This is a genomic window from Terriglobales bacterium (assembly GCA_035543055.1).
GTDB lineage: Bacteria > Acidobacteriota > Terriglobia > Terriglobales > Acidobacteriaceae > JAIQFD01.
The window spans coordinates 1-12,428 of the sequence record DATKKJ010000107.1 but is presented as its reverse complement, the minus strand read 5'-3'; the positions used below and the strand labels follow the sequence as shown (position 1 = coordinate 12,428).

12 protein-coding genes are annotated in these 12,428 nt (G+C 65.7%); 8 read left to right on the top strand and 4 right to left on the bottom strand.

All coding sequences use genetic code 11. The features are described from left to right. A partial coding sequence (locus VMS96_07895; protein HVP43340.1) for a hypothetical protein occupies positions 1-287 on the bottom strand: 287 nt, incomplete at its 3' end. Positions 288-458: 171 nt separating this feature from the next. Here VMS96_07895 and glgC point away from each other — a divergent pair. The 6 genes from glgC (at position 459) to VMS96_07865 (ending at position 5,623) form a co-directional block, all read left to right on the top strand. Further along, positions 459-1,712 (top strand): glucose-1-phosphate adenylyltransferase, encoded by a 1,254-nt coding sequence (gene glgC, locus VMS96_07890; GenBank protein ID HVP43339.1) that lies wholly within the window; start codon positions 459-461, stop codon positions 1,710-1,712. 158 nt (positions 1,713-1,870) lie between these two features. Next, entirely contained in the window at positions 1,871-2,470 is a 600-nt protein-coding gene (locus VMS96_07885) for a sigma-70 family RNA polymerase sigma factor (GenBank protein HVP43338.1), read from the top strand. Continuing rightward, entirely contained in the window at positions 2,470-3,270 is an 801-nt protein-coding gene (locus tag VMS96_07880; GenBank protein ID HVP43337.1) for a zf-HC2 domain-containing protein, read from the top strand. The genes VMS96_07885 and VMS96_07880 overlap by 1 nt, the downstream gene beginning before the upstream one ends. Continuing rightward, positions 3,267-3,923, top strand: coding sequence for a DUF5668 domain-containing protein (locus VMS96_07875; protein ID HVP43336.1), 657 nt, complete (start codon positions 3,267-3,269; stop codon positions 3,921-3,923). Before VMS96_07880 ends, VMS96_07875 begins: the two co-directional genes overlap by 4 nt. 4 nt (positions 3,924-3,927) lie before the next feature. After that, entirely contained in the window at positions 3,928-4,224 is a 297-nt protein-coding gene (locus VMS96_07870) for a DUF5668 domain-containing protein (protein HVP43335.1), read from the top strand. Continuing rightward, positions 4,217-5,623 carry a DUF4097 family beta strand repeat-containing protein gene (locus VMS96_07865; protein ID HVP43334.1) on the top strand — a complete coding sequence of 469 codons (1,407 nt, stop codon included), beginning with the start codon at positions 4,217-4,219 and terminating at the stop codon, positions 5,621-5,623. The genes VMS96_07870 and VMS96_07865 overlap by 8 nt, the downstream gene beginning before the upstream one ends. Before the next feature lie 90 nt (positions 5,624-5,713). Here the strand turns inward: VMS96_07865 and VMS96_07860 are convergent, their stop codons facing one another. Genes VMS96_07860 through VMS96_07850 form a run of 3 tightly spaced genes read right to left on the bottom strand, consistent with a single transcriptional unit; the run spans position 5,714 to position 9,100 of the window. Next, positions 5,714-6,163, bottom strand: a complete 450-nt coding sequence (locus VMS96_07860) for a tetratricopeptide repeat protein (GenBank protein ID HVP43333.1) — start codon at positions 6,161-6,163, stop codon at positions 5,714-5,716. Next, positions 6,156-7,577 (bottom strand): glycosyltransferase, encoded by a 1,422-nt coding sequence (locus tag VMS96_07855; GenBank protein HVP43332.1) that lies wholly within the window; start codon positions 7,575-7,577, stop codon positions 6,156-6,158. Before VMS96_07855 ends, VMS96_07860 begins: the two co-directional genes overlap by 8 nt. Next, a complete protein-coding gene (locus VMS96_07850; protein HVP43331.1) occupies positions 7,577-9,100 on the bottom strand; it encodes a HEAT repeat domain-containing protein in 1,524 nt (507 codons plus the stop codon). The genes VMS96_07855 and VMS96_07850 overlap by 1 nt, the downstream gene beginning before the upstream one ends. A gap of 296 nt (positions 9,101-9,396) precedes the next feature. Here VMS96_07850 and VMS96_07845 point away from each other — a divergent pair, with 296 nt between their 5' ends. Next, positions 9,397-9,756, top strand: coding sequence for an STAS domain-containing protein (locus VMS96_07845; GenBank protein ID HVP43330.1), 360 nt, complete (start codon positions 9,397-9,399; stop codon positions 9,754-9,756). Positions 9,757-9,934: 178 nt separating this feature from the next. Further along, on the top strand, positions 9,935-12,268 hold the full coding sequence (locus VMS96_07840; protein HVP43329.1) for a protein kinase: 2,334 nt from the start codon (positions 9,935-9,937) through the stop codon (positions 12,266-12,268). Positions 12,269-12,428: the final 160 nt, after the last annotated feature.

Below are 12,428 nucleotides of genomic sequence, written 5' to 3'. Positions count from 1 at the left end.
GTAAAGCATACCGCCAGAGCCGGCTTTCCCGGCCCTATTTTTCCCGCCGACCAGGCTGCGTACTCGCGCCAGGCGGCGCCGATCCCGACCACCACGAACAGGATGAAGAACACGCCGGTGATCTCCAGGAACAGGCCATGTGCCGCCTTGCGCAGATTCTGCACTGCGCTGCGCGCTCCCGCGCCCAGCGCCCCGAGCAGACGGCTCTGCTCTGCCATGCGCGATCCCACCCGCGCCAGCGCCGCCGCTCCCCGGCTCCAGCGGGCCAACTTGGAGATCTGGCTCATGCTGCCATTCTAAGAGAAAGTACTCAGTACCCAGTACTCGGTACTCAGCTAAAGGCCACGGGGACCAACCGCGCGTTCCTCCGGGACGTTAACTGAGTACTGAGTACCGAGTACTGAGTACTTCTTCTGCATGTTAAGATTTCGAGTTTCCAGTTCACGGGTGGAAGCAGCATGAAAGACACTCTCGGAGTCCTGCTGGCGGGGGGCGCGGGCGAGCGCCTCTATCCCCTGACCCGGGACCGCGCCAAGCCGGCGGTGACCTTCGGCGGCATCTACCGCATCATCGACATCACCCTGTCGAACTGCATCAACTCCGACCTGCGCCGCGTCCACATCCTCACCCAGTACAAGGCGCTCTCGCTCAACCGCCATATCCGCGAAGGCTGGGGCAACACCGTGGCCCGCGAACTGGGCGAGTTCATTGAGATCCTCCCGCCCATGAAGCGGGTCAGCGAGAACTGGTATCTGGGCACCGCCGACGCCGTGTACCAGAACATCTACAGCATCGGCTCCGAGCAGCCCAGGCACGTGCTCATCCTCTCCGGCGACCACATCTACAAGATGAATTACGGCCTGATGCTCGAGCAGCACCTGCAATCGGGCGCCGACGTCACCCTGGCCACCATCCTGGTCGATCCCGGCGACACCCACCGCTTCGGCATCGTGGACATCGACCGCGAGGGCCGCATTGTCGGCTTCCAGGAGAAGCCCAGGCAAACCGACATCCGCTCGCCCTACAACCCGCGCATGGTCTCGGCCTCCATGGGCGTGTACCTGTTCAACACCGATGTGCTCATCCCGGTGCTGCTCAAGGACGCCGAGGACCCGAACTCCACCCACGATTTCGGCCACGACATCCTTCCCAAGATGATGGAGGAGTACAAGGTTTACAGCTTCAACTTCATCGACGAGAACCGCAAGGAAGCGCTCTATTGGCGCGACGTCGGCACCCTCGAGGCCTTCTACGAAGCCAACATGGACCTGGTGGCGGTGTCGCCGGTCTTCAACCTGTACGACAAGGCCTGGCCCCTCCGCACCCACCAGCGGCAGTATCCCCCGGCCAAGTTCGTTTTCTCCGATCCCGGGCGCATGGGCGCGGCATTCGATTCCATCGTCTCCTCCGGATGCATCGTCTCCGGCGGAGCGGTGCGCAACTCCATCCTCTCCCCCGACGTGCGCGTGAACTCCTACGCCGAGATCGACGCCAGCATCATTTTCAGCCACGTGAACATCGGCCGGCACTGCCGTGTCCGCCGCGCCATCATCGACCGCGACGTCCACATCCCCGAGGGCACGGTCATCGGCTACGACCAGGAAGCCGACCGCGAACGCTACTTTGTCACCGAGACCGGGATCACGGTCGTCACCCGCGACTACTCGCTGTTCGAGAGCCCGGTCACCGTGGACTACTTCACTTCGGAATAACCGGCCGCGGCCGACTTCTCGGCGGCTGCTTGCGGGGCAGAACCGTCATCACAGCCATTCCCTCACCCCGCTGCTACAATCTTCGGTTCTCAGCCCAGCGAACTTCCGGCCGGTAATGCCGTATTCCAGATTGAACGGAAGTTCCCACGGAGCACTGGTTGGAAGACACCCAGGCCGTATCCTTGCTGGTTCGCCGCTGTGTGGCCGGCGACGCCGCCGCCTGGGAGGAGATCGTCCATTCCTACAATCGCCGTATCTATAACATTTGTTACAGGTTTAGCGGGTCCGCCGAGGACGCCGAAGACCTCACTCAGGAGGTCTTCATCAAGCTCTATCGCACCCTCGGCACCTGGGACCAATCCAAGGGGGCCTTTGCCACCTGGCTCACCAGCATCACCCGCAACTTGCTGGTGGACCACTTTCGCCGCAGCAAGCAGGACCGGGCCACCGACTCCCTCGACGCCCCCCTGGGCGCCGAGCAGGACGCGCAGCCGCTGGCCGAGAAGCTGCCCGATACCACCCCGGCCGCCGATGCCCGGGTCCAGACCCAGCAAACCCAGCGCCTGGTTCACGAAACCCTCCAGCGGCTCTCCCCGGAGCTGCGCGAAGCCGTGATCCTGCGCGACCTCCAGGACCTCGATTACAGGGAAATAGCCCAGATCCTGAGGGTCCCGGAGGGCACCGTAAAGTCCCGAATTAACAGAGGTAGGACGGAACTAGCGCGCCTCCTCCAACGTACCTATAGGCAGGTGACCTGATGGACGGCAAGCCCCATAACGGAATGCAGTGCATCGAGTTCGAAGCCCTGCTGGCCGACGCCCTGGACGGCGCGCTCGAGGCCCAGCGCATGAGCCGGTTCGAGGCCCATGCCGCCGGTTGCCCCGATTGCGGCCCGCTGCTGGCGCAAAGCCGGGCCGGGTTGCAGTGGATGAAGTCCCTGCAGGAGGTCGAGCCTCCGCGCCACCTGGTCCACAATATTCTCGCCGCCACCACCGGGGTCGAGCGAAAGGAGGAAAGTGCCGCACGCGCCGGCTGGCTGCAGCGGTTCCGCGACTGGATCCGTCCGGTCCTGGTACCCACCTGGACCACCGTCCGGCAGCCGCGTTTTGCCATGAGTTTCGGCATGGCGTTCTTCTCCCTGTCTTTGGTGATGAACCTGGCGGGCGTGAAGCTGCGCGATCTGGGCCGTCTGGACCTGCGTCCCGGCGCCATCCGCGCCAGCTATTACGAGACCGAGGCCAAGGTGGTCCGCTATTACGAGAACATGCGGCTGGTGTATGAGCTGCAGTCGCGGATGCGCGACCTGCGCAACGCCACCCGTCCCGAAGACCAGCCGCCGCCGCCGCCCGCGCCTCAGCCCAAAGGCAAGACCCGCGACGACAACACCAGCGGGCAGCCGGAGAAGCGCAATCAGTACTACAGCTCCGATCAATCCGGCATGCTGCTGGCGGCGTTGGAAGACCAGGTTTCCCATCGTTTCTTCCCGGCACTTGAAGCCCGGGACTCGCGTCCAGGTGATCCCCAAGCCGGCGCGGGTGAGCACAGGAGGGGAGCATGAACTGCGCCATCCATACCGACCAACCCGCATCCGCCTACTGCCGCACCTGCGGCAAGGCGCTGTGCGAGAACTGCAAGCGTGACGTTCGCGGCGTCATCTACTGTGAAGACTGCATCGCCGCCCGCGTGCAGGGGACCCTTCCGGCGGCTGCTCCGGGCACGCCCGGGACCGTTCCTCCGGTGGGGGCCGCCGCCGGGCCGAACTCCGCGCTGGCCACCATCCTGGCCGTCTTCTTCCCCTTCGGCGTGGCTTCCGTGTACATGGGCCAGTACGCCAAAGGGCTGGTCCACCTGGTCATCTTCGGCGTTCTCGTCGCCGGCGCCGACCAGGGCGGTGGCGCGGAGGCGTTCTTTGGCCTGGCGTTGGCGTTCTTCTACGTCTACCAGATCATCGACGCCAACCGGAGCGCCAAGGCCCTGCTGGCCGGACAACCCGTCCCCGATCCTTTTGGACTGAACAGCGCCCTCGGAAGCGAGAACCTCTCCGCCAAGAACCTCCCCATCGGCGCGGTCATCCTGATCGGCGTGGGCGTGCTGTTCCTGTTGCAGAACATCGGCCTCTTCCACTTCCACTGGATCGGCAAGCTGTGGCCGCTGATCCTGATCGCATTGGGCTTGCGCGTCATCATGCGCGGCAACAGGACGCTGAGGTGACGCCATGAACGACTATCAACGGAATTGCGATTGTTCCTGTGAGCGCTGCACCCGCGGGCGGATGACCTGGGGCGCCGTGCTGCTCACCCTCGGCGGATTGTTCTTGCTCAACGAGTTCACGCACATCCGATTCCACGCGACGTGGCCTGTCTTGCTGATCGTGATCGGCGTGGTCATGGTGTGGCGCCACGCTGGTTCCATCGAAGGCCATGTGCCGCGCGACCCGGCGGGGACTCCGCAGGCGCCTTCACCACCCCAGCCGCCACCGAATCCCGGTTCTTCGCAGGTGCCCCATGTCTAGCACGGTCACTCCATCTCCGGCCCCTCCAGTGGCTCCGGCGCCGCGCCGTCCGCGCTCCTTCGCCGGGCCGCTGGTGCTCATCCTCATCGGCCTGGTCTTCATGCTGCGCAACTTCAATGTCCTCAGCACCGCGGCCATGTTCCATTGGTTTGCGCGCTACTGGCCCGTGCTCATCATCGTCTGGGGACTGGTGAAGTTGCTCGAGTACTACCAGGCGCAGCGCGCAGGTTATCCGCCCCGCGGCGTCGGCGCCGGCGGGGTGGTGCTGCTGGTCTTCCTCATCCTTTTCGGCCTGGCCGCCTCCGAAGGTGAAAGGGTGAACTGGGGGAGGGTGGGCAGCGAGATGGACATCGACGAAGACGTTTTCAGCAACGTCTTCGGCCAGACCTACACCTACACCGGCGAAGTGGAGCAGGCATTCCCCAAGAACGTCAGCAGCGTGCACGTGGTCTCTGACCGGGGCGACGTGAACGTCCAGGCGTGGGACCAGGACAAGATCAAGGTCTCGTACAACAAGTCGGTGGGCGCCGCCAACGAATCCGACGCCAAGCAGGTGGACAACCAGACCAAGCCGCAGATCACCATCGCCGGCGACACTCTGACCGTGAACGCCAACACCGGCGGCGCCGGCGACAAGCCGGTCAAGAACAACCTCGAGATCTTCATCCCGCGCAGGGCGGCTCTCGACCTCGCGCTCAAGCGCGGGGACGTGACCGTCCGCGAGCGTACCGGCGACGTGAAGGCCTCGACGACGCACGGCGACGTCTCCCTCGACAACGTCAGAGGGAACACTAGCCTGAACGTGCGCCGTGGCAGCGTCACCGTCAGCAAGGTCACCGGCGACCTCAGCGTGGAGGGCCGCATCGACGATACGACCGTCTCCGATGTCTCCGGTTCCGTCCGTTTCAGCGGCGACTTCTTCGGCACCGTCTCCCTGTCCCGCGCCGGCAAGGGGGTCAGCTTCAAGTCGTCGCGCACGGACCTGGAATTCGCCAAGCTGGCAGGTGAATTCAACATGCAGCGCGACGAGCTGCACGCCAGCGGCGCCAGCGGCCCGCTGCACGTCCTCACCCGCGCCAAGGAAATCCACCTTGAGGACGTCTCCGGCGACGTTCGCATCGAGAACAGCAACGCCGACGTCGAGATCCGCGCTTCGCGCGTTCCGCTGGGCAACATCCAGGTGGAGAACCACCGGGGCCGCGTCGCCCTGGTGGTGCCTGCCCGCGCCGGCTTCCAGCTCGATGCCCGCACCTCGCGGGGTGAGGTGCAATCCGACTTTGACGTCAAGATCGAGACCGCCGGCCGTGAAGCCCACGCTACCGGCCAAGTCGGCGGCGGCGGCCCCAGCGTCCGCCTCAACACCGACCGCGCCGACATCGAGATCCGCAAAGCTGGCTAGCAACAGGAGGCAGGCTGCAGCAGGCTGGCTGCAGGTCCTGCTACCTGCCTGCTGCTTCCTGCTTCCTGCTTCCTGCCCCCCTCCTGCCTCCTACCTCCTGCCTCCTGCCTCCTGCTTCTTTGCCGCCTCCGCCATGGCCCGCACTTCCGGATCGTCGGGGAACCGCGCCGCCAACCTCTGGGCCTTGTTGCCGTCCAGCCGCTGGCCGGTGTGCCAGGCGACGAACGCCGCTCCCAGTTGCGCCTCCGGGTTGCGCGGGTCGAGCCGCTGTGCCCGCTGAAAGTAGAACCGCGCTTCCTCGTAGCGGCGCAGCTTCAGGTTGCTCCACCCCATCATCACCACCACCGCGACCTGGTTGGGGTCGACGCCGTAGGCACGGTCGAACTGCTGCAGTGCCTGCAGGTAGCGCTGCTGCTGATAGAGCGCGGCGCCCTGCTGGTACATCGGCCGGAACCGCGGCTTCCGCGATTCCCAGATCCCCATGGCGGTGAAGAACACCACCAGCCCGATCACCAGCCGGTTCTTCATCCACTTAGGCATGCGCCGCCTCCGCCATGCCGCTCTTGCGCACCGTCTCCCAGCGCCGCCGCCCCAGCAGGTACTGAATCACTCCTTGGGCGCGGCAGAAGGCCATCATCTGCCGGTATCCAATGTTCTCCAGCAACGCGTAGGCCATCAGCGTGACCACGTGTCCCACCCGCGGATAACGCCCGATGGTCGCCTCCTCCATGAGTATCGATCCGGTGGAGAGCAGCGTGCCGTAGCCCACAGCCAGCAACATCAGCAGGAGGAACAGCGACCACGGCATGGCGCCCACCAGGAACGAGAAGGGGATGAGCACCGTCCCCAGCGCCTCCACCAGGCAGCCCACCGCCTCGATGTAGGCGTGGAAGGGCATGCTCAGCATCCCCAGCGCTCCATAGCGGCGATTGAAGATCATGTCGTGGTGCTTCACCACGGTCTGCAGCAGGCCCAACTGCCAGCGCCGCCGCTGCCGCGCCAGCATGCGCAAGTCCTTCGGCGCCTCCGTCCAGCAGATGGGATCGGTGGCGAACACCATGCGGTACGGCTCTCCCTTGGCCCGCAGGGTCCGGTGCAGCGAAGCGATGACGTCGATGTCCTCGGTCACGGTGTCGGTCCCGAAGCCTCCCGCGGCGATCACCGACTCCCGGTGCAGCAGACAGAAGGCCCCGCTGGCGATGAAGGTCGCGTTCAGGAAATTCCACCCTGGCCGGCCGAACAGGAAGGTCCGGATGTACTCCACCACCTGGCAGCGCTCCAGCCAGCCGCGCGGCAAGTCCAGGGCCACGATCTTCCCGTTCCGCACGGTGCAGCCGTTGGCGATGCGCACCACCCCTCCGCTCACCACCGTGGGCGCGCGCGAGCGCAGCACCGGCGCCATCAGCCGCAGCAGCGCCTGCTGCTCGATGATCGAGTCCGCGTCCACGGTGCAGAAATACGGGCTACGGGCCATGTTGATGCCCACGTTCAGCGCGTCCGGCTTGCCGCCGTTCTCTTTGCGGATCAGCAGCAGTTCCGGGTGCGCCGGGTTGTAGTAGAAGCCCAGCGGCGTCCGCCCCGGCAGCCGCGGGCGGTAGATGAAGTCCGCCGGTTCGAGCGCGAAGCGCTCGATCAGACGCTCCGCCGTCCGGTCGGTTGAGCCGTCGTCCACCACGATCAGCTCCTTTTCCGAGTACTCCAGCTCCAGCAGCGACAGCACCGTCTGCACGATGCCTTCTTCCTCGTTGTGCGCCGGCACGATCAGCGCCACCGGCGGGGTCACCGGGGAATCCAGCAACTCCTGGTGGCTGACCCGCGCCGCGTACTTGGAGTGCATGGTCACCGCGTACAACGACACCAGCATCAGCAAGGTGTAGACCACGTTGGTGACCACGAAATAGACGAGGATCACCGAGTTCACGTAGTCGAGCACCAGCAGCACCCGGTCGTGCATCACGCCACCCCCGCGGCCAGCGGCCTGCCCCGCATCTCGCCCAGCAACTCCGCCGCCCGCGCCGCCAGCGGATGCCGGCCGCTGAGCGCGATCTGCTCGAACATCCGGGCCGTCTCTTCCCCGGGCCGCGTGGCGAAGGCCTCCAGCAGCAGCAGCCCCGCCCCGGTAGCCTCCCGTCCCGGCGCGAGTCGGTCCTTGAGCAGGGCCGTCTTGCCCACTGCGACCATGCGCCGGCACACCGCCAGCGCCAGTTCCCCCCGCGCTCCGCCCGCGCCCAGGTCCTCCAGGACCCGGTGCACCAGCCCGCAGCGCTGCAGCTCCTCCGTGATCTGCTCGCTCTCGTAGCGGTCCACGCTGCCGGCGAACTCACGGAAGAGCATCTGCTGGGCTCGGTCGCCCAGCCGGGCCAGGGCGCGCGCCGCCGCCTCGCGCACCCGCCAGCGCCGGTCAGTCATGCGCTTCACCAGCACTGGCAGCAGCTCGGGATAGGCGGGGTCGGCCGCCGCCCGCACCGCGTGCAGCCGCACAAACTCGTTCTCGTCGCGCAGCAGGTGGAGCAGTGCGATCGACGCCCGGAGGTCATGGAAATGAGCCACCACCGGCGCGCTCCTCGCCCGTACGTCCGCCGACTCGTCCCCCACCAGCGAATCGAGGAATTCCTGGTAAAGCTTTCCGGGGAGATCGCTCCGCCCCAGCCTGCGCAGGCGGGCCTGGCGGGCGCAGATCTCGCGCACGATGTCCACCACGTAGAACCTGACCTGGGGATCAGGATCGCGCAGGTAAGGGACGAAGCGCCGCAGGTGTTCCAGGCCGTAGCAGACCAGGGCAGCTTTCGCCGTCCGCGCGGAGGTGGCGTGCTCTTCCGCCGGCCCCGGCGCCAGCGCCTCGAGCAGGCTGGAGAACAGCGGCGCGATCCCCGCCACCCGACGATTTCGCCCCAGCGACGACAGCGCCACGCGCCGCACCTCTCCGGCCGGGTCCTCCAGGGCCGCCAGGGCGAAGACCTCGGCGAAGTCCGGCGCCAGTCGTCCCAGCGCGTCCACCGCCAACGTACGCGGCACCGCCAGCAGCCGCGTCCGTTCCAGCCAGTCCCGCAGCCGGTTCCGCGGGCGCTCCGGGAAGGGGATGCGCCCCACCGCCAGCGCGCTGATCATCACGCCTCCCGCCCGCTTCCCGAACGCCGCCCGCGCCCAGCCGTCCACCGCTCCCAGTCCGAACAGCAGCGCTGTGATCCGGTCGCAGGTGTCGGACGCCATGCGCGCCAGCAGCATCTCCCGCACCGCATCCTGGGCTGCCTCCGACTTGGCTTCCGCCAGTACGGCTACGGCTTGGCCTTGGCTCAGCCCCCAGCGCAGGAACTGGTCCACCACGGTCCGCCAGCGGCGGCGCGCCTCGTCCTTGCGGCGGAAATAGCGGCCGCGGGCCAGCCGCCGATACACCACCGAACCCAGGAACACCAGGTTGATGGCCGCCACCGCCACCGTCAGCCACAACACCAGCGCCGCGATGTCTTCCAGTAACACGGGCAGAACTCGTCCTGCGAGTCCTGTTTGCACGACCCTGACCGCTGGCGGCTTATTGTTTTCAGTGGGTTAGCGCCGATGCTGAAGAACTGGGGACCAAAGCAGGAAGCGGCGTCAGGGTGCTTTCCGAATCGGGAATGACCTGGTTGAGGGCCTCGCCCTTGTGCCGCGTTGTTCTTTAAGCCGCACAGGATGGTTTCTTTCCCCCCGGAAATTCACATCTCTGACTTCCTAATCGCGCTACAATGCCGCCAACGAACTCTGTGGCCAGGGAGTGCTCTAGAGGAGGATTCGTCATGAGCCTCGCACTGGAGATCAGCCGAGTCGACAATGTCACGGTCGTCACCTGCCAGGGCCGCATCGTCTTCGGGCAGGAGACCACCGACTTCTGCCGCACCGTCCGCGACCTGCTTCCCCAGGCTCCCCGCGTCATTCTCAACCTTCACGCCGTCGAGTACATCGACAGCGGCGGCCTGGGATCGATCGTGGGGCTGGTGCTGGCTGCCCGGCGGCTGAGTGGCGCTCTTGTGATCTGCGACCCTTCCAACCGGGCCGAGCACCTGCTGCGGCTGACCAAGCTGACATCGGTCATTCCCGTGTACCCCAGCCAGGAACAGGCGCTGGCCGAGCTCCGCAACTCGACCGTCGCCGCCTGAAGCAGTCAGTCGCCGGATTTTAGCTGTGCCTTGATTCACTTCCGACGATCACGCGATGTCGGCGATCGCCTGTCACTCCTCCCCGTGACCGCAATCACAGCTACTTTCCCCCGTCCAGAGTATGCAGTTAGTTCAAGGCCGCACCTGGGGATCACTCGCGCGCGCGGAGGGAGATTCCATGCAGGCCACGCTTTCCCATTACCGCATCCTCGAGCAGATCGGCCAAGGCGGGATGGGTGTGGTCTATCGCGCCCACGACGAGCACCTGGACTGCGACGTGGCCCTTAAGCTCCTGCCCGCGGGAGAACTGGCCGACGAGGCCGCCCGCCGCCGCTTTCGCAAGGAAGCCCTCGCCCTCTCCAAACTCAACCACCCCAACATCGCCGTGGTGCACGATTTCGACACCCAGGACGGCACCGACTTCCTGGTCGAGGAGTTGATCCCCGGCCTTTCGTTGAGCGAGATGCTGGTCTCCGGCCCCCTGCCCGAGCGCGAGATCATCCAATTGGGCTCGCAATTATGTGCCGGGCTGGCGGCGGCCCACGACCATGGCGTCGTCCACCGCGACCTCAAGCCGGCCAACGTCCGCGTGACCCCCGACGCGCGCCTGAAGATCCTGGACTTCGGCTTGGCGCATGTCGCGCAACCCGCCACTCCGACCGCGCTGACCGCCAGCCAGACGCACACTGCCACCTTCGCCGGCACCCTCCCGTACATGGCCCCCGAGCAACTGCTGGGCGAGCCGGTGGACGCCCGCGCCGACATCTGGGCCGCCGGCTGCGTGCTCTACGAGATGGCTACCGGCCGCCGCCCCTTTGCCGGCACCGGACCCGCCCTGATTGACGCCATCCTGCATCACCCCGCGCCCGCGGCTTCGCGGCTGAGCCCCGCGCTCTCGGCCGGACTGGAACAGATCATCCTCAAGTCCCTGGAAAAAGATCCCTCCCTGCGCTATGCCTCTGCTCGTGACATCGCGGTGGACCTCCACCGGCTGACTTCAGGTTCGTCCGCGACCCTGCCCCTGCCCAGGCTCCGCCGTACGCCCACTCGCGCTTTCGTGATGGCTGCGGCGCTGTTGGCATTGCTTGTCCTGGCCGGGGCGGTTCTTTACCGGCGGACGGCAAACCGCGGCCCCGCTCCGGCGCCCGCGCCCTCCGCTCCTTCCATCGCGGTGCTTCCCTTTGTGGACATGAGTCCGGGCAAAGACGAGGAATATTTTGCCGACGGCCTGGCCGAAGAACTGCTGAATAGTCTGGCCAGGACCCCGGGTCTGCGGGTGGTGGCTCGCACCTCGTCATTTCAGTTCAAGGGGAAGAACGTCAAGCTGCTGGATATCGGGCGCGAGTTGAACGCGGCAACCGTCCTCGAGGGCAGTGTCCGCAAGCAAGGCAATCGCGTTCGCATCACTGCGCAGCTCATCAACGCCTCCGACGGCTTCCACCTTTGGTCACAGACCTACGATCGGGAACTGAACGACATTTTCGCGGTGCAGGAGGAGATTGCGCAGTCGGTAGCGGGAGCGTTGAAAGTAGCTCTGCTGGGCGGGACATCGCCCTCCGCGCGCGGGACCAGCCAGGAACCGTACAACGCCTATCTGCAAGCTCGGTACTTCTACCAGCGCAGCAGCAAGGAGAGCCTGGAAAGGGCTGTCCGTTACTACGAGCAGGCGATTAACCTCGACCCCAGCTACGCCAAGGCGTGGGTTGGTCTGGCGGAAGCTCACAGCCGTCGGGCAGATTTTGGCTACGTTCTTGTGGAAGAAGGCTATCCAAAGGCGCTGGCTGGGGCGGAGCGGGCGCTGGCGCTCGATGCGAACCTCGCCGAGGCGCACGCTGCCCTGGGCTCGATAAAGACCACCTTTCAATGGGATTGGGCGGGAGCCGATGCTGCATATAAACAAGCGCTGGCTCTGGGGCCGGGGAACTTCGAAGTCCTCTATGGCGCAGCACTACTCGCCCTACACCTCGGCCGGCGCCAGGAAGCTCTCGCCTTGTGCCTCCGCGCGGCGGAATTGGACCCCCTCAACACGCAGATCTACATCGAACTTGCCCGTGTTCACTATTGGAGCGGTCGGCTACCCGAGGCGATCGCCGCCGTCAGCAAGGGATTGGAAATCGACCCCGCACGCCAGTATGCGCACACCCTGCTTGCCGTACTCGAACTGGAGCAGTCCCGGCCACAGGAAGCTCTGGCCGAAATGGAGCGCGAGCCGGACCTGAACTGGCGCTTGTTTGGGCTGGCGCTCACCTACCGCGCCCTTGGCCGTAAGCAGGAATCGGACACGGCGCTTGCGGAATTGATCGCCAAGTATCAGGCAGTCATGGCCTTCCAAGTCGCCGAGGTGTATGCCTTCCGCGGGGAAGACGATCTAGCTTTCCGATGGTTGGAGCGCGCCTACGCCCAGCGCGACGGAGGGCTTACCTGGATGAAAGGCGACCCCCTGCTGAAGAGTCTGGAGCACGACCCCCGCTACGCCGCCTTCTTGAAGAAGATGCGTCTCCCGCTGGATTGACCCCTCCCACCGCTCCCACGACCCCGGCGATTCCCTTCGTGCCCTTTGTACTGACCTTCGTGCCCTTTGTGGTGAGTTCTTCGATCACGGCGTTCCCGGCGATCTTGGCAATCTCTTTTCGATGATCTCCTCCGCCCGCTGTACCACTTCCTCGATGCCC

What these genes read in the sequence shown, in the direction of transcription:
- VMS96_07875 (HVP43336.1), top strand. Translation starts at nt 3,267, where the DNA reads ATGAACTGCGCCATCCATACCGACCAACCCGCATCCGCCTACTGCCGC.
- VMS96_07840 (HVP43329.1), top strand. Translation starts at nt 9,935, where the DNA reads ATGCAGGCCACGCTTTCCCATTACCGCATCCTCGAGCAGATCGGCCAA.
- VMS96_07880 (HVP43337.1), top strand. Translation starts at nt 2,470, where the DNA reads ATGGACGGCAAGCCCCATAACGGAATGCAGTGCATCGAGTTCGAAGCC.
- VMS96_07860 (HVP43333.1), bottom strand. Translation starts at nt 6,163, where the DNA reads ATGCCTAAGTGGATGAAGAACCGGCTGGTGATCGGGCTGGTGGTGTTC.
- VMS96_07870 (HVP43335.1), top strand. Translation starts at nt 3,928, where the DNA reads ATGAACGACTATCAACGGAATTGCGATTGTTCCTGTGAGCGCTGCACC.
- VMS96_07865 (HVP43334.1), top strand. Translation starts at nt 4,217, where the DNA reads ATGTCTAGCACGGTCACTCCATCTCCGGCCCCTCCAGTGGCTCCGGCG.
- glgC (HVP43339.1), top strand. Translation starts at nt 459, where the DNA reads ATGAAAGACACTCTCGGAGTCCTGCTGGCGGGGGGCGCGGGCGAGCGC.
- VMS96_07845 (HVP43330.1), top strand. Translation starts at nt 9,397, where the DNA reads ATGAGCCTCGCACTGGAGATCAGCCGAGTCGACAATGTCACGGTCGTC.
- VMS96_07855 (HVP43332.1), bottom strand. Translation starts at nt 7,577, where the DNA reads ATGCACGACCGGGTGCTGCTGGTGCTCGACTACGTGAACTCGGTGATC.